A 19,870-nucleotide genomic window follows, 5' to 3' on the forward strand; every position below is an offset into this window, starting at 1 on the left:
ACCCGGAGAGTGCGATGCTGTTGCCCATTCCGCAGGTGCTGACACCCGAGCAGGTCGCGCATTGCCGCGATCGGCTCGCGGCCGCCGCGTGGGCCGATGGCCGCGTCACTGCGGGTCATCAATCGGGCAAGGCGAAGGACAATGCGCAGCTGCCCGAGACCGATCCGGTGGCGCGCGAACTCGGCGCGCTCGTGCTCGAAGCGCTCGCGCGCAACGCGACGTTCTTCTCCGCCGCGCTGCCGCAACGCATCTACCCGCCGCTGTTCAATCGCTATGGCGGCGGGCAGTCCTTCGGCTTCCATGTCGACAACGCGATCCGCTACGACCGCAGTCGCGGTGGCGCGGAAGCGATCCGCACCGACCTGTCGGCGACCTTGTTCCTCTCCTCGCCCGAGGAGTACGACGGCGGCGAACTGGTCATCGAAGACACCTACGGCATGCAACGCGTGAAGCTGCAGGCCGGCGACCTGGTGTTGTATCCCGGCACCAGCCTGCACCAGGTCACGCCGGTCACGCGCGGCGAACGCATCGCTTCGTTCTTCTGGATCCAGAGCCTGCTGCGCGAAGACGCGCAACGCCGGCTGATGTTCGAACTGGACCTCTCCATCCGTCGATTGACGCAGGACGTGCCCGATCATCCGGCGCTCGTGCAACTCACCGGCGTCTATCACAACCTCCTGCGTCGCTGGTCCGACACCTGACGCACGCGCACTACGGAACGCCATGAACGCCACCACCGCCACCGCCGCCACGTCCGTTCGCCGCAGCAACACCACGTATCGGTGGATCCGCCAGATCCATCTGTGGATCGGCGCGTGGGGCGCACTCGCCGCCGTGATCTACGGCTTCACCGGCCTGATGATGAACCACCGCTTCGGCGACAGCGCCTGGCCGCAGGGCAAGAGCGATGAAGTCGCGCGCGTGACGCTGCAGATCCCGGCCGATGCGCAGACTTCGCCGGAAGCGCTCTCGTTGTGGCTGCGTTCGACGCAGGGTCTCGACGCGCAGGTGATCCGCAAGGGTCCGCCGGGTGGCGGCAAGGAAGGCGCGAAGGGTGGTGAAGCGAAGGGTGGTGAAGCGAAGGGCGGTGAAGCGAAGAAGCCCGACGCGCCGAAGTGGACGCTGTCCGGCGGCACGGCGAAGGACGCGTGGTCGATGGACTACACGCCGGGCAAGCCGACCGCCGAAGTGAAGCACACGCAGAACGACACGCTCGCTGCGTTGAATCGTTTGCACAAGGCCGTCGGCGGCGGCATCGGCTGGCGCATCCTCGCCGACAGTTTCGCCATCGCGATGTTGTTGCTCGGCCTCTCCGGCATCTGGATGTGGGCGCGCGGCCGTAACGCGAAGGAACTGGTGGTCAGTGTCCTCGGCGTCTCGGTCGTGGTGATGCTGGTGGTGCTGGTGCCGGCGTTGTTCTAAGCGATTCGCGCTGACGCTCAGCGCGGCCGCAACTGCGCGAGCAACACTTCGCCGCCACCATCGAGCACATGCCGCAGGCGCGCATCGCCCGCCTGCAACAGCGCAGTGTCGCCCGCGGCGAGCGGCCGCAAACCCGAGTCATCCGCGAAGCGCGCCTGCCCCGCGAGCAGATGCACGACCCAGGTCGTGCCCGGGTCGGCGAAGATCACCATCGGCCCCACGAGCGGCCGATGCCAGAGTTGCGCTTCGATCGCATCGCGTCGCCACATCAGGTTGAAGTCCTGCGTCGCGCCGTCGATCAGCACGCCGTTGACGCCGGCCTCGCCCGCGAAACGCAAACGCCCGTGTGGCGGTTCCAGCGCATGCACGTTGCCATCGTCGAAATGCAGGCGAACACCGTTGCCGGACAGCAACACGATTTCGCGATCGATGCCTTCGAAGCGCGAGAACGGCGCGTCCTGCTCGATCTCCGCGATCGACAAGCGCCACGCCCATTCGCCGTGCGCCGGTTCGGCCGCGATCTCGCGCGTCCAGCCGGCGCCGTTGCGCCAGCGTTCGCGGCGATATTCGTTGGCGGGCACCACGCGGGAGCGAGCGGTCGGCATGCGGGCAAGCCTACCTGCAAAAAAGGCAGGAACAAAAAGGGCGGGGATGGGCGCAATCCATTGCGACCCATCCCTGCACGACGCCCCGCCCCACGGCGCATGCCGCCGGGGCGTCACCTCTGGAGCCCGTCGCGTTGGCGCGCGATCAGGGGGCGGCGGCCGCCGTTGCCGGTTTGGCCGACCCCTTCGCGCTGGCGCCCAGCTGGATCCGGTCGCGGTTCTTCTCCACCGTCTTCAGCCCGATGCCCTTTACCTTCGCGAGTTGCTCCAGGCTCTTGTAAGGCCCGTTGGCTTCGCGATGGGCGACGATGGCCTCGGCCTTCGACGGGCCGATGTTGACCAGGACGCGATCGATGGTCTTTGCGTCGGCGGTGTTGATGTCCACCGACTCCGCCGCGTGGGCGGCACCGGCGAACAGGATGGACAGGGCCACCGCGTGCAGCGCGGCGGTGGTGGTCTTGACGAACGAGTGCATGGGTCTCTCCCTGACGAGGATGGGCAGTGCTTCCTTTGCCCGCCGCACGATGCGACGGACAGGTGCAGTCTCCCGATCCGGGGCCGCTGAACCCATCAGGGTTTGCCGCGCCGCCGCGTCGCTGTTTTCAGGCCCTGCGTGTAGGGAATGTCTGATCCCTTCAGACCCCCCGCGTTAGAATCGCGGCTTTCCCGACCCAGGTACTCCCCGCATGGATCGTTCCCTCGACGCCCCCGCCCTCGAACGCTACGTCGACGGCAAGTGGGACGACGACATCGTCCCGCGCCTGATCGAATACATCGCCATCCCCAACAAGTCGCCGATGTTCGACACCGACTGGGTGCAGCACGGCTACATGGACCAGGCCGTCGCGCTGATGGAAACCTGGGCGAAGGCGCAGACGATCCCCGGCATGGTGGTCGAAACCGTGCGCCTGCCCGGCCGCACGCCGCTGATCTTCCTGGAGATCCCCGCGGCCAACGGCGGCACCGACGACGATTGCGTGTTGCTCTACGGCCACCTGGACAAGCAGCCGGAGATGACCGGCTGGGACGACGACCTCGGCCCGTGGAAGCCGGTGATCAAGGGCGATCGCCTGTACGGCCGCGGTGGCGCGGACGATGGTTACGCGATCTTCGGTTCGCTCGCCGCGATCCTCGCGCTGCAGGAACAGAAGCTGCCGCATGCGCGCTGCGTGATCCTGATCGAAGCCTGCGAGGAATCGGGCAGCTACGACCTGCCCGCCTACGTCGATCACCTCGCCGATCGCATCGGCATGCCCTCGCTCGTCGTGTGCCTGGATTCGGGTTGCGCGAATTACGAACAACTGTGGTGCACCACCTCGCTGCGCGGCCTGGCCGGCGGCAACCTCACGGTGAAGGTGTTGAGCGAAGGCGTGCACTCGGGCGACGCGTCCGGCATCGTGCCTTCGAGCTTCCGCATCCTGCGCGACCTGCTCTCGCGCATCGAGGACGAAGACACCGGCCGCATCCTGATCGACGGCCTGCACGACAAGATTCCCGACGAACGCCTGGTGCAGGCGAAGGAAGCGGCGAAGGTCGTCGGCACCGCGGTGTACGACAAGTTCCCCTTCCTGCCCGGCGAAAAGCCGATGGCCGACGACCTGACCGAACTCGTGCTCAATCGCACGTGGCGCCCCGCGCTGTCGGTGACCGGCGTCGACGGCATGCCGCCGCTGTCGTCGGCCGGCAACGTGTTGCGCCCGCATACGTCGGTGAAGCTCTCGCTGCGCCTGCCGCCCACGCTCGACGGCAAGCGCGCCGGCGATCTGCTCAAGCAGACGCTCGAAAAGGATCCGCCGTACGGCGCGCACGTCTCGCTCGACCTGGAAAAGGCGTCGACCGGTTGGAACGCACCGGCGATGTCGCCGTGGTTGAACCAGGCGATCGACGAAGCGAGCCGCGAGTTCTTCGGCCAGCCGGCGATGTACATGGGCGAAGGCGGCACGATCCCCTTCATGGGCATGCTCGGCGAGAAGTTCCCCGACGCGCAGTTCATGATCACCGGCGTGCTGGGCCCGCATTCGAATGCGCACGGCCCGAACGAATTCCTGCACATCCCGATGGGCAAGCGCGTGACCTCGTGCGTGGCGCGCGTGATCGCGCGGCACCATGAAGCCAGCCAGCGCGGCGACACGCGTGGCAGCGCGGTGGTCGCGGGCGGGAAGGAACGCGGCGACCACGGGTGTTGCTAACGCGCTGAAGTCCCAACCCTCTCCCCAACCCCTCTCCCGGGGGGAGAGGGGCTCAACCGCCGGTCGGCGTCGCGGCTTGCTGCGGCGCACACATCGCTAGCATCCCCCTCGGCGTCATCCGGCGCCACGAGGAGGAACACCATGTTCGACGGGCTCCTGATGTACATCGTGGGTGGTGCGGTGATCGGTATCCTGGCGCGCTTCTTCAAGCCCGGTGCGGACCCGGTCGGCTGGATCATGACCATCCTGCTCGGCGCACTCGGCGCCGCGGCCGGCGGCTACATCGCAGGCATGCTCAACGTAACGAACCGCATGGTCGTCTGGGCGATCGCCATCGTCGCGGCCATCGTGTTGTTGTTCCTTTGGGAAGCGGTGCGCGGCAAGAAGCCGCGGGCTGCGTAACAGCATTCCGACTCAGCTCCCTCCCCTGCATGCAGGGGAGGGTTGGGGTGGGGTTGCGTTGAGGTCGAGTCGTTACTCGCCGAGCAACATCCGCACCACGCGCTCGGCCATCGCCTCCGGCGTTTCCACCGTCGTCTCCAGCCGCAATTCCGGCGCTTCCGGCGCTTCATAAGGCGAATCGATGCCGGTGAAGTTCGGCAGATCGCCGCGCCGCGCCTTCGCGTACAAGCCTTTAACGTCGCGCGACTCGGCCACCGACAGCGGCGTGTCGACGAACACTTCGATGAACTCGCCTTCGTCGAACATCGCGCGCGCCGCCGCACGTTCGCCGCGGAACGGCGAGATGAAGCTGACCAGCACGATCAGGCCCGCTTCGGTCATCAGCTTCGCCACTTCGGCCACGCGGCGCAGGTTTTCGACGCGATCTTCGTCGGTGAAGCCGAGGTCGCGATTCAAGCCGTGGCGCACGTTGTCGCCGTCGAGCACGAACGCGTGCTTGCCCATCGCGTGCAGGCGTTTGTCGACGAGGTTGGCCACTGTCGACTTGCCCGAACCCGACAGACCCGTGAACCACACGCAGCGCGGCGCCTGCCCGAGGCTGCGCGCACGCGTGGCGCGGTCGACGTCGATGTGTTGCCAATGCAGGTTGCCCGCGCGACGCAGCGCGAAATCGAGCGTGCCCGCCGCGACCGTGGCGTTGTCGATGCGATCGATCAGGATGAAACCGCCCAGCGCGCGATTGCGCGCGTAGGGTTCGAACGGAATCGCCTGGTCGAGCGACAGATTGCAGTAACCGACTTCGTTCAGCGAAAGGTGCGTCGCCGCGAGCGGCGCCTGCGTATCGATGTCGACCTTGTGCTTGAGTGAAGTCACGGTCGCACCGACCGTGCGCGTTCCGAGCTTCAACCAGTACGGACGCCCCGGCAGCAACTGCCCTTCGCCCATCCACAACACGTGCGCGGCGAATTGGTCGGAGACTTCCGGCGCGTCCTCCGCCGCTGCGATGACATCACCGCGGCTGATGTCCACTTCATCGTCGAGCACGAGCATCACCGCTTGTCCCGCGACGGCGACTTCGAGCGCGCCTTCGGGCCCGAGCACGCGCGCGATGCGCGAACGCCGGCCCGACGGCAACACGACCACGGCATCGCCCGGCTTCACGCTGCCCGCGACGAGCGTGCCCGCGTAACCGCGGAAATCACGATCCGCGTCGCTGCGATCCGGTCGCTGCACCCACTGCACCGGCAAGCGAAACCCGCCTTCGACCTGCGGACGTTCGATCTCCACCGTGTCCAGGTATTCGAGCAGCGCCGGACCCTCGTACCACGGCATCGATTCGCCGCGATGCACGAGGTTCTCGCCCTTCAGCGCCGACAGGGGAATGCACTGCACATGCGGAATGCCGAGCGCGTGCGCCAGGTGCGTGTAATCGTCGGCGATCGCTTCGAACACGCTCTGGTCGTACCCGACGAGGTCCATCTTGTTGACCGCAAGCACGACGTGCCGCAGCCCAAGCAACGCCGCGATGTAGGTGTGCCGGCGCGTCTGCACCAGCAAGCCCTTGCGCGCATCGACGAGCACCACCGCCAGTTCCGCGGTCGATGCGCCCGTCGCCATGTTGCGCGTGTACTGCTCGTGCCCCGGGCAATCGGCGACGATGTACTTGCGCTGTTCGGTATCGAAGAAGCGATACGCGACATCGATGGTGATCCCCTGCTCGCGTTCGGCAGCCAGGCCGTCCATCAGCAGTGCGTAGTCGATCTCCGCGCCTTGCGTGCCGTGGCGTCGGCTGTCGGCGGCGAGCGCTGCGAGCTGATCGTCGAACAGGCGCTTGCTGTCGTACAACAATCGCCCGATCAGCGTGCTCTTGCCGTCGTCGACGCTGCCGCAGGTGATGAACCGCAGCAGGTCCTTGTGTTCGTGCCGGCGCAGGGCTTCGGCGACGCTGGCCGCGGGATCGATGACGCTCATCAGAAGTAGCCCTCCTGCTTCTTCTTCTCCATCGACGCGGTGGGATCTTGATCGATCACGCGCCCCTGGCGTTCTGAGGTCGTCGCCACGAGCATCTCGGCGATGATCTTCTCCAGCGTGTCGGCGTCCGATTCGATGGCGCCGGTGAGCGGATAGCAACCGAGCGTGCGGAAGCGCACGCGACGCATCTGCGGCGCTTCGCCTTCGCGCAACGGCAGGCGCGCGTCGTCGACCATCAGCAGCGCGCCGTCGCGTTCGACGACCGGGCGTTCCTGCGCGAAGTACAGCGACGGCACCGGGATGCCTTCGCGGAAGATGTAGAGCCACACATCGAGCTCGGTCCAGTTCGACAGCGGGAACACACGCACGCTCTCACCGGTGGCGATGCGTGCGTTGTACAGGTCCCACAACTCGGGACGCTGGTGTTTCGGATCCCAGCGGTGCTGCGCATTGCGGAAGGAGAACACGCGTTCCTTCGCGCGCGACTTCTCCTCGTCGCGGCGCGCGCCACCGATGGCGGCGTCGAACCCGTATTGATCCAGCGCTTGCTTCAGCGCCTGCGTCTTCATCACGTCGGTGTGCACGGTTGCACCGTGCGTGATCGGGCCGATCCCGCGCGCGACGCCGTCGGGATTGGTATGCACGCGCAGATCGACACCCGTTTCCGCCGCGCGACGGTCGCGGAATTCGATCATCTCGCGGAACTTCCAGCCGGTATCGACGTGCAGCAGCGGAATCGGCGGCCGGCCCGGCGCGAACGCTTTCATCAGCAGGTGCAGCAACACCGAGCTGTCCTTGCCGATCGAATACAGCAGCACGGGGTTGCGGAAGCTGGCCGCCACCTCGCGGAGGATGTGCAGGCTTTCGGACTCGAGGCGATCCAGGTGGCTCAACGCCATCGATCAGGCTCCCTGGCCCGTGCGGCCGTAGACATCATCGTAGCGGACGATGTCGTCCTCGCCGAGATATTCGCCGGACTGCACTTCGATCAGTTCCAGCGTCTCGCGGCCGGGGTTTTCCAGGCGATGCTTGGCGCCGATGGGAATGTAGGTGCTTTCGTTCGCGCGCAGGTCGTACACCTCGTCGTTGCGCGTGACGCGTGCCAAGCCGCGCACGACGATCCAGTGCTCGGCGCGATGCGCATGCGATTGCAGCGACAACGTCGCACCAGGCTTGACCTTGATGCGCTTGACCTGGAAGCCGTCGCCGACATCCACCGAATCGTAGCTGCCCCACGGACGATGCACTTCGCGATGCAGTGCGACCTGCGTGCGATCGGCGGCCTTGAGTTGCGCGACGACATCCTTCACCTGTTGCACGCGGTCTTTGCGCGCGACGAGGACGGCGTCGTCGGTTTCGACCACGACCAGATCGTCGACGCCCACCAGCGCCACCAGCCTGCGCGCATACGCATACGAGTTGCGCGTATCGACGGCGATCACGTCGCCGTGGTGCGCGTTCCCGTCCGCATCGCGTTCGGTGACATCCCACAACGCCGACCACGAACCGACATCGTTCCAACCGATGTCGACGGGCAGGACCATCGCCGCGTCGGTGCGTTCCATCACCGCGTAGTCGATCGAATCCGACGGGCACGCAGCGAAGGCATCGCCATCCAGGCGCACGAAGTCGCCGTCGCGCTTGGCGTCGTCGAACGCCGCGCGGCATGCCGCGACGATGTCGGGGCGATAGCGCTCGAGTTCTTCCAGCACGCGCGAGGCGCGAAACAGGAACATGCCGCTGTTCCAGTAATAGCCGCCCGCATCGAGATATTGCTGCGCCGTCTGCGCGTCGGGCTTTTCGACGAAGCGCTTCACCGGGCGCACGCCGTTGCCCGCGCCATCCGCCTCGATGTAACCGAAGCCGGTCTCCGGCGCCGTGGGCACGATGCCGAATGTGACGAGCGCGCCGTCGTTCGCCGCGTTCGATGCTTCGCGCACGGCGGCGCGGAACGCATCGACATTGGCGACCACGTGATCCGAAGGCAGCACCAGCAGCAAAGGATCGCCGCCATCGGCGAGCGCCTGCAGCGCCGCTACCGCGATCGCCGGGGCGGTGTTGCGGCCGACCGGTTCGAGCAGGATGCGCGGCACCGGCGCACCGACCTGCCGCAACTGCTCGGCCACGAGGAAGCGATGCGATTCGTTGGCGACCACGATGGGGGCATCGCCCGAGAGCGGACCGATGCGCGCCCACGTCGCCTGCAGCATCGTGTCCTCGCCCACCAGCGGCAGGAACTGCTTGGGATAGGCCTCGCGCGACAACGGCCACAGCCGCGTGCCCGAGCCCCCCGACAGCAACACCGGCCGCACTGGAATCATGTCCGTCTCGCCCAATTCATTGCCGGCAGTTTACCCTTCGCGATCCCGACCGCCGCAGACACGCCCATGGACTCCGGAACCCTCCCGCGCGAAGAACAGCGCCTGGCCTGGACGCGGCAGATCCTCGGGGACCGGAACGTGGGCCTGGCGCGCGCCTCCGCCGATGCCGGCTTCCGCAGCTACTGGCGCACCCTCGGCGCCGAGCCCAGCCGCATCGTGATGGACTCCCCGCCCGACAAGGAAGACGTGAAGCCGTGGCTGCGCATCCGCGCGATGCTCGAAGACGCCGGCGTGCGCGTGCCCCAGGTCTCCTGCGAGGACGACGCACAAGGCTTCCTGCTGATGGAAGACCTCGGTGCGGATACCTATCTGGCCGCGCTGCACGCGGACAACGCAGACGCGCTGTTCGACGACGCGATCGGCCAGTTGCTGCGCATCCAGGCCGTGCCGGTGCCCGACAACTTCCCGAAGTACGACGAAGCGCTGCTGTTGCGCGAGCTGCGCCTGTTCGACGAATGGTTCCTCGGCAAGCACCTCGCGGTGGTGCCGGACGTGCACGACGAGAAGAACCTCGAACAGGTGCACCGCCTGCTGATCGACGCGGCGCTGAAACAACCGCAGGTCTTCGTGCATCGCGACTTCATGCCGCGCAACCTGATGCCCGCGAACGATGGTCCGGCCGTGCTCGATTTCCAGGACGCCGTGCGCGGCCCGATCGCGTACGACCCGCTGTGCCTGTTCAAGGACGCGTTCGTGAGCTGGCCGCAGGCGCGCGTGGATGGATGGCTGGAGCGCTACCACCAGCGCGCGAAAGCGGCCGGTTTGCCGGTGCCGTCGCTGGAGCAATTCCGCCGCGATGTCGACTGGATCGGCGTGCATCGCCATCTGAAAGTGATCGGCATCTTCGCGCGGCTGCACCATCGCGACGCGAAGCCGCATTACCTCGAAGATGCACCGCGCTTCTTCGCGTACCTGGATCGCGTGTTGCCGAAGTATCCGGAACTCGCGCCGCTCGTCGCGATCATCGATCGCCACATCCGGCCGACGCTGAAGGAATACACGCACTGGACCGACGGCACCGGCGACGAATCGTGAAGGCCCTGATCTTCGCCGCCGGCCTCGGCGAACGCATGCGGCCGCTGACGAACACGACGCCCAAGCCGCTGCTGGAAGCGGGCGGCAAGCCGTTGATCGTGTGGCACCTGGAAAAGCTCGCGGCGCTCGGCGTGCGCGAGGTGGTCGTCAACACGAGTTGGTTGGCGGAGCGATTCCCCGAAGCGCTCGGCGACGGCAGCCGCTGGGGCATGAAGCTGCATTACAGCTACGAAGGCCAAACCCCGCTGGAAACCGGCGGCGGAATGCTCAACGCACTGCCGATCCTCGGCGACGATCCGTTCCTCACGGTGAACGGCGATGTGTGGACGGATTTCGATTTCGCACTGTTGCCGCGCACGCTGGATCGCGAGGCGCACCTGGTGTTCGTCGACAACCCGCCGCAGCACCCGGGCGGCGATTACGATCTGCAATCCGACGGCACGGTCAGGGCGCACGGCCACGAGAAGCTGACGTACGCCGGCATCGGCGTGTATCGCGCGGCCTTGTTCGAAGGCTGGCGCGAGATCATCGGCGACGTGGAAGGCGTGGAGCGCACGCCGCCGCGATTCAAGCTGCCGCCGCTGTTGGTCGCGGCGATGGCGCGCGGCGCGGTGCAGGGGGCGCACCACATGGGGCGTTGGACGGATGTGGGAACGCCGCAACGACTCGCGGAGTTGGACGCGTCACTCGTCGTGTAAGGCTTCGCGCAGTGCGTGCTTATTTTTCCAGCGCTTCGCGCAGGAAAGGAACTGTAATTTTTCTCTGCGCCGCAAGCGACGCACGATCCAGCACGTCGAGCAATCCGGTCAGCGTTGCAAGATCCCGCCCGCGCCGACGCAACAACCAATCGATCGCCGCCTCATCGAGCACCAGCCCGCGACGCTGCGCACGCGAACGCAACACATCGCGACGCGCGGCATCGTCGAGCGGCGACAACACCACGCGCGCGCATTGCGACAGGCGCGAACGCAGGTCCGGCAACGTCAACGCCAATTGATCCGGCGCTGCCTGCGCCGCATACAACACGCTCGTGCCCGATTGCCGCGCGCGATTGTGGAAGTCGAACAGCGCGACTTCGTCCTCGCGCACACCCGCGATCGCTTCGAGCCCATCGAGCGCGACGAGCGCCAAACCATCGAAGGCTTCGAGCGCATCGCGCAAACGCCCTGCGGCGGTTTTCAGCGGGAGGTACGCGGCGGTGCGTCCCGCCGATTCCGCCGCCGCACACGCCGCGAGCAACACATGCGTCTTGCCGACACCGGCGGGACCGGCGACGAACAACCAATCGCCCCCCGTCCCTTCCGCGAGCGCACGCACTTGCGCGAGCGCGCCCTCGGGCGCGCCGACGAAGGTTTCGAGGCGCTGGTCCGGCGGATAGCGCAGGGCAAGCGGGAGTTGCGGCGCAGGCATGCGGTCAGATGTGGTCTTCGTCGGGCGCCGGCCGTTCGAGTCCCGCGTCGACATACGGATCCAGGTCGATGCCCGCCCGGTCGCCCGTGAACAGGCGGCTGTGCGTGTAACGGTCGTGCGCGTAACGCAGCAACACGTTCGCGACCGCCGCGATCGGCAGCGCGAGCAGCACGCCGAGGAAGCCGAACAACTGCCCGCCCGCCATGATCGCGAAGATCACCGCGACCGGATGCAGGCCGATCTTGTCGCCGACCAGGCGCGGCGTCAGGAAATAGCTTTCGATCACCTGCCCGATGCCGAACACGCCGAGCACCAGCGCCACGTGCTTCCAATCGCCGTACTGCACGAGCGCGGCGATCACGCCGAGCACGACGCCACTGGCCGGACCGAGATAGGGCACGAAGCTGACGATGCCCGCGATGAAGCCGATCAGCAGCCCGAGATCCAGGCCCACCGCCCACAACCCGAGCGCATACAACACGCCGAGCACGAGCATCACGCTGAACTGGCCGCGCAGAAAAGCGCCGAGCACCTGGTCGGATTCCTTCGCCAGGCGCGTGACCGTTTCGATGTGGTCGCGCGGCACGAGCGCCGCGACGCGCTCCACCAGCACGTCCCAATCGCGCAGGAAATAGAAGGTGAGGAACGGCACCAGCACGATGTTCGCGATCCAGCCGATCAGCGCGAAACCGGAGCTCGACAGGTAGCCGAGCGCGGTCGTCGCCACGCCACCCGCGCTTTCCCAGTGCGTGCGCACGAGTTGGAACAGGCGGTCCGGATCCAGCCACGCCATCAGATCCAGGCCCGTGTGGCGTTCGAACCACGGCAGCACGGTGCCGATGAACCAATCGCGATACGTCGGCAAGGATTCGACGAGCGTGACGATCTGCCGCTCGATCAACGGCAGCAACAACACCAGCGTGATCAGCACGACGAAGGTCATCGCGCAGAACACGATGACCACCGCGATGTGGCGCGACCAACCGCGCTTCTGCAAGCGATCGACCAGCGGATCGCCGAGCCAGCCGAGCATCGCGGCGAACACGAAGGGCGTGAGGATCGGCGCGAGCAACCAAACCAGCACGCCGGCGATCAGAATGATCGCCGCCCATTGGATGCGGCGCGCGAAGGGCGACAGGACGGTGTTCATCAGCGCAGGTGCAGGACGGGTTGGTCTTCTTCGGCCAGCAGCACGTCGCCGTTGGCGACCATGCGGCGCAGGCCCGGCATGCCGGTGATCAGCTCCAGTTCGACGATGAAGCCGTCGGGCGCCGCGCGCACCGGCGCCATGCCGCGCACGACCGGCAGGCCCTGCAGGTAGGACATCAGGCGGATGTAGTCGGCGGCGTTGCGCACGCCGTCGATCTGCACGGTGTAGCGGCCCGGTTCGCCGGCCGCGGTGCTGCGCTTGGCGTACTTCCTCGACAGCGCATCGGCGGCGCCATCGGCGCCGGAGGCCATCGCGCGGCGCGCGTCGGGCTGCGAGGCGGTCCAGGTCGACAGCACCTTGCCCGCATCGACGAAGGTCCATTCGGCGGTCCAGCCGCCGCCTTCCTTCGCGCGGTAGAGCTTGCCGATCAGCTGCATCGGCGGGCTGTAGCGCGAGGACGCGCGCGCGATGGCGGCCGTGTCGCCGCGCCAGATGGCGCCGACGGCCGCCTGTTCGGCGGCGCTGCCCGAGGGCAGGCCGAGGCGATACCCGCGTTCCTGCGCGCGATCGAGCACCGCGCGCGCCGCGTTGGTCTGGGCCAGCGCGACCAGGCGCGGCCCGCGGCCGTCGTCGATCGCCAGCCACAGCACGGGCTTGGGCCGCGGCTCGGCCCACACCGGCAGGCCGAGGGTGGCGGCGACGCCATCGATCTGGTCCTTGTCGAAGCGGACGACCAGCGTCGTGTTGAACGTGGGCGCGCCGGTGACCGAGCGGCCTTCGTCCTGGCGGTAGTCGTAGCTCTTCACGAAATCCTTGGCGTGGCGCAGCTCCTGGCCCACGCCCGGCCGGCTCTGCGCGGACCGATCGCCGGTGAGCTTGCCCAGCACGATGGTCATGGCCCGCGCGAAACCACCGTTGCGTTCGGCCTCGCCCTGGCTGTTGACCCGGACTTCGGCCTCGTACAGGCCGCGCGCGCCGGCGACGACGTCGCCTTCGGTGCGTTGCGCGAACGCCGTCCCGAACGCGAGCCACAACACAGCGACCGCCACGAACGCCTTGCCATTGCGAAATGCCAGGTGCATCGATCCATCCTTGCCTGCTCGACGGCCTGCATGGTGCCGCAGGCAGGCACGCAGCGCCAACCCGGCCGGTCCGCCACGCCTGCTAAAATCTCCGTCCTTGCCGCTTTCCGGCGCCCCACGGCCACCCGCAGTGACCACCCCCACTCCGCTTACCTACCGGGACGCCGGCGTCGACATCGACGCGGGCAACGAAGTCGTCGAACGCATCAAGCCGCTGGTCAAGCGCAGTTTCCGGCCCGAAGTGATGGGCGGCCTGGGCGGCTTCGGCGCGCTGTTCGACCTGTCCGGCAAGTACAAGGAGCCCGTGCTGGTCTCCGGCACCGACGGCGTGGGCACCAAGCTCAAGCTCGCCCAGCAGCTCAATCGCCACGACACCATCGGCATCGACCTGGTCGCGATGTGCGTCAACGACGTCCTCGTGCAGGGCGCCGAGCCGCTGTTCTTCCTCGATTACTTCGCCACCGGCAAGCTCGATGTCGACACGACGGTCGCCGTCGTCGGCGGCATCGCCAAGGGCTGCGAACTCTCCGGCTGCGCGCTGATCGGCGGCGAAACCGCCGAAATGCCCGACATGTATCCGCCGGGCGAATACGACCTGGCCGGCTTCTGCGTCGCCGCGGTCGAGAAGTCGCAGATCCTCGACGGCGCGAAGGTGCGCGCGGGCGACGTGCTGCTCGGCATCGCGTCCTCGGGTCCGCATTCGAACGGTTACTCGCTCGTGCGTCGCATCTACGATCGCGCGGGTCGCCCGGCCGACCTCGACGTCGGTGGCGTGAAGCTCGTCGACGCGCTGATGGCGCCCACGCAGCTGTACGTCAAGCCGATCCTCGAACTGCTCGGCAAGCACGACCTGCACGCGATGGCGCACATCACCGGCGGCGGCCTGACCGAGAACATCATCCGCGTGATCCCCGACGGCCTGGGCCTCGACATCGAAGCCTCGAGCATCGTGCTCCCGCCCGTGTTCGACTGGTTGCAGCGCGAAGGCGCGGTGCCGCGCGAAGAGATGTGGCGCACGTTCAACTGCGGCGTCGGCTTCGTGCTCGTGCTCGCGCGCGAAGCGGTGTCCGCGGTGTCCGACGACCTGCAACGCCTCGGCCTCGCCCATCGCGAAATCGGCCAGGTCGTGGCGGCGAGCGGCGCGGAACGCGTGCGCATCGCCTGAGGAACGGCATCGTGTCGGCCCGCCCTCTTCCCCGGCCGGTCGACGCGGCCCCCGCGCAACGCGGCAAGCACGTCGCGTTGGCGCTCACGTTGATCGTGTTCGCCGCGTCGTGGATCAAACCGATGTGGCCGGCGGAACAAGCGCTGCATTCGAGCCTGACCGTCGTCGCGCTCGCGTGGCTGGTCTTGCATGATCGCCGCTGGTCGATGCGCGTGCAGGACTTCGTCGCGATCTGCGGTTTCATCGCCGCACACGCCATCGCGTCGCGTTGGTTGTATTCGTACGTGCCGTTCGATGCGTGGTCGCGCACGCTGTTCACGTGGTCGCCGACCGAAGCGTTCGCGCTGCAACGCAATCCCGCCGATCGCGTCATCCACTTCCTCTACGGCCTGTGCTTTGCACCCGCCTTGCGCGAGCACGCGCTGCGTCGCTGGCCCGCGTTGTCGCCCCGCCAGGCCTTCGCGCTCGCCGTGGGCGCGATCATGTGCAGCAGCCTTGCGTACGAGTGGTTCGAATGGGGCGTCGCGCTCTCGCTTTCGCCCACCGATGCGGAGTCCTACAACGGCCAGCAGGGCGATGCGTGGGACGCGCACGCGGACATGTTGCTCGCCACGATCGGGGCGCTGTTCGCTTTTCCGCGCGCATTCCCACGCAAGCCGGTGACCGCATGAAGCGCCGGCTCGCCGTCCTCGCCTCCGGACGCGGCAGCAACCTGCAGGCGTTGTTGGATGCGATCGCTGCGGGCACGCTCGATGCGGAGATCGTCGGCGTGTTTTCCAATCGGCTCAACGCGCCGGCGCTCGAACGCGTGCCGGCCGCGCTGCGCTGGAGTCGCGATGCGAAGTCGTATTCGCCGCGCGAGGAATTCGACGCCGAACTCGCCGATGCGATCGATGCGGTGCAACCGGACTGGATCGTATGCGCGGGATATCTGCGCGTGCTCGACGAAAAATTCGTCGAACGCTTCCGCGGGCGCGTGCTCAACATCCATCCCTCGCTGCTGCCGGCGTATCGCGGCTTGAAGACGCATGCGCGCGCGATCGCCGATGGCGTCGCCGAACACGGGGTCAGCGTCCATTTCGTCAGCCCCGAACTCGACGCCGGCGCGGTGATCGCGCAAGCGCGCGTCCCGGTGCTGGCCGGCGATACGCCGGATGCACTGGCCGAACGCGTGCTGGCGGTCGAACATCCGCTGCTGGTCCAGGTCGTCCGGCTCGCCGTCGCTGGCCGGATCGCTGAACAGGGCGAAACGGTCGTGTTCGACGGTCACCCCCTGTTGGCCCCGCTGAGCTTAGATTCCGCCAATTCCGACTGCATGGCCCTCCCCACCCGGTGAAATCCCTCACGCCACCCCTGCTGGTTGCCGCGCTTGTCGTGGTCGCAGGGGCGTGCCCGGCGGCCGTGCAGCAGACGCCTGTGTCTGCGTCCACCGTGGCGCCCGCGCTGCCGGCGCCGGAGGTGCAGGCGCTCGCGCCCTTCAACGCGCGTTACGTCGTGTTCCGCGGCGGCAAACCGCTGGGCGAAGCGACCTTGAACCTGGTGTCGGTCGAGCGCGCACGCTGGCGGATCGACCTGCGCATCGAAGCCACGCATGGCCTGTACTCCCTGGCCAACCTCGATCTGCAGCAGAGCACGGTCTTCGACGAAACCGCGGCCGGCTTCCGACCGCTGAGCCAGAGCACCGTCCGCAAGGCGATCTTCAGCCGCAAGCAGGCCACGGGGACCTACGATTGGTCGCGCAACGTGGCGCAGTGGACCGGCGACGTGAAAAAGAACCGCCGGGCAGCCGTGCCGCTGCAGCCCGGGGACATGAACGCCCTGCTGATCAACCTGGCGATGTTGCGCGACGCCGCGCCCGGCGCCACTCTGCACTACCGGTTCGTCGACTACGGCCGCGCGCGCGACGAGGAGTTCCGCGTCAGCGCCGCGCGCGAGCCCCAGGTCGTCGAAGACCTCGCTTACGCCGCATTGCGCGTGGACCGCGTGCGCGGCGGCGGGAACACCACCACGTTCTGGGTCGTCGAATCCGTTCCGACGCCCATCCGCATCGTGCAGCAAGACGATGACGGCGATCTCGAACTGCAACTGGTCGAGTACCAATAGGAAACAATGCCCATGCGTCCGACTTTCCATCGTTTCCGCAACGCCTTCGCCGCGACCGCTTTCGTCGCGCTCGCGTCCTTGCCCGCGCTCGCCGCCGCGCCGTCGCTCAAGCCTTTCGACGCCGAGTACGTCGCGAACTACATGGGCATGGAAGGCGACGCGCACATGCAACTCGCGCAGACCGGCGCGCAGTGGAAGTACTCGCTGCGCATCCAGAGCAGCCTGGCCAACGTGAGCCAGGTGACCACCTTCGAGGAGAACGGCGGGCAGTGGCGCCCGCTGACGGGCAGCGACAACGCGGCGGTGTTGATCAAGAAGTCGTCGAAGAACGCGCAATACGATTGGAACAAGGGCGTCGCCACGTGGACCGGCAACGTGAAGCCCGATCGTGCGGGCCCGGTCGAACTCAAGCCCGGCGATCTCGACGCGATGCTGGTGAACCTGGCCATCGCGCGCGACGTCGCCGCGGGCAAGCCGCTGCGTTATCGCATGGTCGACGACGGCCGCGCGAAGGACCTCGTGTACACGGTCGCCGGAAAGGAAACGATCACAATCGGCGGCAAGTCGCACCAGGCCACGAAGGTGCAGCGCACCGATGGCAACAAGCAGACGGTGGTGTGGGTCGTCGATGGCATGCCGGCGCCGGCGCGGATCCTGCAGCGCAAGGACGGCAGCGATGAAGTCGACTTGCAGCTGAAGTCGATGAAGTAAACAAAAAGCCCCGCGATGCGGGGCTTTTTTTGATGCGCAGGATTGTCGTCGTGGCTTGATTGCGGCGCCACCCGATGGGCGCATCGGCACGCCGTGCTGGATGTCCTTTTGACTCCGCGAAGAGCGAGCCACGCTCCGCAAAAGGACATCCAGCACCACGCCCCGCGGCGCGGTACGGGTGACGGTCTCGCGCCAGCCCCTGATGAGTGGTTGCGTTGATCGCTGAGTGGTGCGCGCCGACTGCCAGCACACCAGACGGACGGAACCTCGCCCACCTCGGCGCGCGCACCGTCGTGACTTCGTCGCCTCTGGCAGGCGATGTTCCTCGCGGCGATCTGGTCGGCAAGCGGAGGCACGGGCGCTGCCATGGCCGCGATCGGCGCCCCATCAGTCACCGGTTGGCACGCACCGGCGCACCGAAACGCTTGGCCGAAAGCATCGCCGCTTTGCTGCGCTCGACCTCGCGGTTCCTCGGCGGACTGAACGTGGTGAGCGAATTGATGAGCGTCGTGGCCGCGTCGGTGACTTGCTGTACCGCCAGATCGAACGCCGCTTCGTTCGCCTTCGATGGCGCGTTGAATCCGCTCAGCTTGCGCACGAACTGAATCGCCGACGCGCGAATCTCATCGTGCGTGGCCGGAGGTTCGAAGTTGTAAAGCGTCTTGATGTTCCTGCACATAACGCCTCCGAGCGACTGCCTACCGAATCTTAGTCCAATAGCTGCGCGACTTCAGGTGCGGCATATCCATTCGGCAGTGGTGAACCCCGGGCGCGAGAGAGTGTTGGTCAACACTGACCGTCGCATGCGAGGCGCGCCGTTAGGTTGGGCACCCCCCAACGCTGGAGCACTCGCGAGATGGAATTCCCTGCTTTCGTATTCATTTCCGCGCTTGTCGCAGGCGGCCTCCTCGTCCCTGCGCAGGAAGCGCGCGCGGCCAACATTCCCGTCACCAATTGCAACAACACCGGCGCTGGCAGCCTGCGCAACGCAGCAGCCATCGCCGTCAGCGGCGACACGCTCGACCTCTCGGGCCTGTCCTGCACGCGCATCACGCTCGCCAGCGAAATCGCGTTGCCGCAGAACACGATCCGCCTGCTCGGGCGCGACCGCCTTGCGATGACGCTGCACGGCAACCGCGTGACGCGCGTGCTGAACCATTCAGGCGCGGGCACGCTGACGCTCGAGCGTCTCAGCGTGTCGTACGGCTTCGTCAGCAACGGCGGCGCACGCGGCGGGTGCATCGTGTCGACCGGCAACATCACGCTGCGCCAATCGCGTGCGCACCATTGCACGGCCGAGGGCCGCGGCGGCCTCGAACCGACCGCGACCGGCGGCGCCCTGATGGCCGACGGCAACATCCTGCTCGATCGAAGCAGCGTGTTCGAGAACGTCGCCGAAGCGATCAGCGATTCCTACGGCGGCGGCGTCGCTTCCGACGGCCGCACCACGATGTTGTCGAGCCAGGTCTACAACAACCGAGGCGGAGACGGCGGCGGCGTGAGAGCCATCGGTGGCCTGCGCATGAGTTATTCGCTGCTGCAGAACAACTACTCGTACGCCGAAGGGGGCGGCGCCAACGTGCGCGGCGACGCGGAGATCAACAAGTCGACGATCTCCGGCAACTACGCGAGCCAGGGCGCCGGTGGCCTGTGGCTCTTCGACGGCACGGTGGTCATCGCCGACAGCACGATCTCCGGCAACGGATCGACCTTCGTGGAAAGCGCGGTGTCGTTGATCCGCACCGATGCCTCGATCTTCAACAGTTCGATCGTTTTCAACGCCGAAGGCACGCAGGCCGGTGAGGAATGCTGGGGCGCGGTGTTCGGCAGTGCGCGCATGGAAAGCACCGTGGTCGCGGGCAATACGTGCGCCGGCACGGGGCCGCGCGACATCGGCGGCTTCGCCGACTTCGGCGACGCCATCACCGGCAGCCACAACTTCGTCGGCAGCTCCGCGTTGCCGTTGCCGCCCGACACGATCGTCTCGTCGGCACCGCTCGGCCTCGGCGCGCTCTCGAACAACGGCGGCCCGACGCGCACGCACGCAGTGCTTGCGGGCAGCCCGCTGATCGATCGCGGCAACAACGTGCTGTCGCGATCCTTCGATCAGCGCGGCTCGCCCTTCGCGCGCACGCGCGGCGCGGCGCCGGACATCGGCGCATTCGAACGCTGAGTCAACAGGGGCGGGGGGGGGGGGGCGGGGGGGGCCCCCCACCACCCCCCCCGGGGGGGGGGGTTGTGGTG

At 67.3% G+C, this 19,870-nt stretch carries 21 protein-coding genes; 12 read left to right on the plus strand and 9 right to left on the minus strand.

Annotated features, from left to right (window positions below; genetic code table 11):
- Window positions 1-14 precede the first annotated feature (14 nt).
- A complete protein-coding gene (locus GN331_RS15415) occupies window positions 15-701 on the plus strand; it encodes a Fe2+-dependent dioxygenase (RefSeq protein ID WP_156643171.1) in 687 nt (228 codons plus the stop codon).
- A 22-nt stretch (window positions 702-723) separates the two neighbouring features.
- Window positions 724-1,422 (plus strand): PepSY-associated TM helix domain-containing protein, encoded by a 699-nt coding sequence (locus GN331_RS15420; RefSeq protein WP_156643172.1) that lies wholly within the window; start codon window positions 724-726, stop codon window positions 1,420-1,422.
- A gap of 17 nt (window positions 1,423-1,439) precedes the next feature.
- Here the strand turns inward: GN331_RS15420 and GN331_RS15425 are convergent, their stop codons facing one another.
- Entirely contained in the window at window positions 1,440-2,027 is a 588-nt protein-coding gene (locus GN331_RS15425) for a HutD/Ves family protein (RefSeq protein ID WP_156643173.1), read from the minus strand.
- Window positions 2,028-2,172: 145 nt separating this feature from the next.
- Window positions 2,173-2,502, minus strand: coding sequence for a ComEA family DNA-binding protein (locus GN331_RS15430; protein ID WP_156643174.1), 330 nt, complete (start codon window positions 2,500-2,502; stop codon window positions 2,173-2,175).
- A 211-nt stretch (window positions 2,503-2,713) separates the two neighbouring features.
- Between GN331_RS15430 and GN331_RS15435 the strand changes: the two genes are divergently transcribed.
- Window positions 2,714-4,216 carry a M20 family metallopeptidase gene (locus GN331_RS15435; protein WP_156643175.1) on the plus strand — a complete coding sequence of 501 codons (1,503 nt, stop codon included), beginning with the start codon at window positions 2,714-2,716 and terminating at the stop codon, window positions 4,214-4,216.
- 141 nt (window positions 4,217-4,357) lie between these two features.
- Entirely contained in the window at window positions 4,358-4,618 is a 261-nt protein-coding gene (locus GN331_RS15440; protein ID WP_156643176.1) for a GlsB/YeaQ/YmgE family stress response membrane protein, read from the plus strand.
- A 72-nt stretch (window positions 4,619-4,690) separates the two neighbouring features.
- On the opposite strand, the gene cysN is transcribed toward GN331_RS15440, so the two are convergent.
- The 3 genes from cysN to GN331_RS15455 are packed head-to-tail and all read right to left on the minus strand — an operon-like array spanning window position 4,691 to window position 8,910.
- The gene (gene cysN / locus GN331_RS15445) at window positions 4,691-6,589 is read right to left on the minus strand and encodes a sulfate adenylyltransferase subunit CysN (RefSeq protein WP_156643177.1); all 1,899 of its coding nucleotides are present in this window, start codon (window positions 6,587-6,589) and stop codon (window positions 4,691-4,693) included.
- A complete protein-coding gene (cysD, locus tag GN331_RS15450) occupies window positions 6,589-7,488 on the minus strand; it encodes a sulfate adenylyltransferase subunit CysD (protein ID WP_156643178.1) in 900 nt (299 codons plus the stop codon). The genes cysN and cysD overlap by 1 nt, the downstream gene beginning before the upstream one ends.
- A 3-nt stretch (window positions 7,489-7,491) precedes the next feature.
- Window positions 7,492-8,910, minus strand: a complete 1,419-nt coding sequence (locus tag GN331_RS15455; protein WP_156643179.1) for a mannose-1-phosphate guanylyltransferase/mannose-6-phosphate isomerase — start codon at window positions 8,908-8,910, stop codon at window positions 7,492-7,494.
- Between the two features lie 66 nt (window positions 8,911-8,976).
- On the opposite strand from GN331_RS15455, the gene GN331_RS15460 reads away from it, so the two are divergent.
- Together GN331_RS15460 and murU are read left to right on the plus strand one after the other, a co-directional pair.
- The gene (locus GN331_RS15460) at window positions 8,977-10,005 is read left to right on the plus strand and encodes an aminoglycoside phosphotransferase family protein (protein ID WP_156643180.1); all 1,029 of its coding nucleotides are present in this window, start codon (window positions 8,977-8,979) and stop codon (window positions 10,003-10,005) included.
- A complete protein-coding gene (gene murU, locus GN331_RS15465) occupies window positions 10,002-10,703 on the plus strand; it encodes an N-acetylmuramate alpha-1-phosphate uridylyltransferase MurU (RefSeq protein ID WP_331713512.1) in 702 nt (233 codons plus the stop codon). Before GN331_RS15460 ends, murU begins: the two co-directional genes overlap by 4 nt.
- Window positions 10,704-10,722: 19 nt before the next feature.
- Here the strand turns inward: murU and hda are convergent, their stop codons facing one another.
- From hda to GN331_RS15480, 3 genes are read right to left on the minus strand one after another with little or no spacing between them, the layout of a single operon-like run.
- On the minus strand, window positions 10,723-11,415 hold the full coding sequence (hda, locus tag GN331_RS15470; RefSeq protein WP_156643181.1) for a DnaA regulatory inactivator Hda: 693 nt from the start codon (window positions 11,413-11,415) through the stop codon (window positions 10,723-10,725).
- Between the two features lie 4 nt (window positions 11,416-11,419).
- Complete coding sequence (locus tag GN331_RS15475) at window positions 11,420-12,565, minus strand: AI-2E family transporter (protein ID WP_156643182.1); 1,146 nt, start codon at window positions 12,563-12,565, stop codon at window positions 11,420-11,422.
- Window positions 12,565-13,647 (minus strand): DUF2066 domain-containing protein, encoded by a 1,083-nt coding sequence (locus tag GN331_RS15480; protein ID WP_156643183.1) that lies wholly within the window; start codon window positions 13,645-13,647, stop codon window positions 12,565-12,567. The genes GN331_RS15475 and GN331_RS15480 overlap by 1 nt, the downstream gene beginning before the upstream one ends.
- 97 nt (window positions 13,648-13,744) lie before the next feature.
- Between GN331_RS15480 and purM the strand changes: the two genes are divergently transcribed.
- The 5 genes from purM to GN331_RS15505 all read left to right on the plus strand — a co-directional run bounded on the left by purM (window position 13,745) and on the right by GN331_RS15505 (window position 17,626).
- A complete protein-coding gene (purM, locus tag GN331_RS15485; RefSeq protein WP_156643184.1) occupies window positions 13,745-14,812 on the plus strand; it encodes a phosphoribosylformylglycinamidine cyclo-ligase in 1,068 nt (355 codons plus the stop codon).
- Between the two features lie 11 nt (window positions 14,813-14,823).
- A complete protein-coding gene (locus tag GN331_RS15490; RefSeq protein ID WP_425489303.1) occupies window positions 14,824-15,483 on the plus strand; it encodes a DUF2238 domain-containing protein in 660 nt (219 codons plus the stop codon).
- Window positions 15,480-16,148 carry a phosphoribosylglycinamide formyltransferase gene (gene purN / locus GN331_RS15495; RefSeq protein WP_156643185.1) on the plus strand — a complete coding sequence of 223 codons (669 nt, stop codon included), beginning with the start codon at window positions 15,480-15,482 and terminating at the stop codon, window positions 16,146-16,148. The genes GN331_RS15490 and purN overlap by 4 nt, the downstream gene beginning before the upstream one ends.
- A 65-nt stretch (window positions 16,149-16,213) precedes the next feature.
- On the plus strand, window positions 16,214-16,915 hold the full coding sequence (locus GN331_RS15500; RefSeq protein WP_197427182.1) for a DUF3108 domain-containing protein: 702 nt from the start codon (window positions 16,214-16,216) through the stop codon (window positions 16,913-16,915).
- A 12-nt stretch (window positions 16,916-16,927) separates the two neighbouring features.
- Entirely contained in the window at window positions 16,928-17,626 is a 699-nt protein-coding gene (locus tag GN331_RS15505; RefSeq protein WP_156643187.1) for a DUF3108 domain-containing protein, read from the plus strand.
- 391 nt (window positions 17,627-18,017) lie between these two features.
- On the opposite strand, the gene GN331_RS15510 is transcribed toward GN331_RS15505, so the two are convergent.
- A complete protein-coding gene (locus tag GN331_RS15510) occupies window positions 18,018-18,305 on the minus strand; it encodes a DUF2277 domain-containing protein (protein WP_156643188.1) in 288 nt (95 codons plus the stop codon).
- A gap of 177 nt (window positions 18,306-18,482) precedes the next feature.
- Between GN331_RS15510 and GN331_RS15515 the strand changes: the two genes are divergently transcribed.
- Complete coding sequence (locus GN331_RS15515) at window positions 18,483-19,799, plus strand: choice-of-anchor Q domain-containing protein (RefSeq protein WP_156643189.1); 1,317 nt, start codon at window positions 18,483-18,485, stop codon at window positions 19,797-19,799.
- Window positions 19,800-19,870: the final 71 nt, after the last annotated feature.

The organism is Noviluteimonas gilva (assembly GCF_009740395.1).
GTDB lineage: Bacteria > Pseudomonadota > Gammaproteobacteria > Xanthomonadales > Xanthomonadaceae > Noviluteimonas > Noviluteimonas gilva.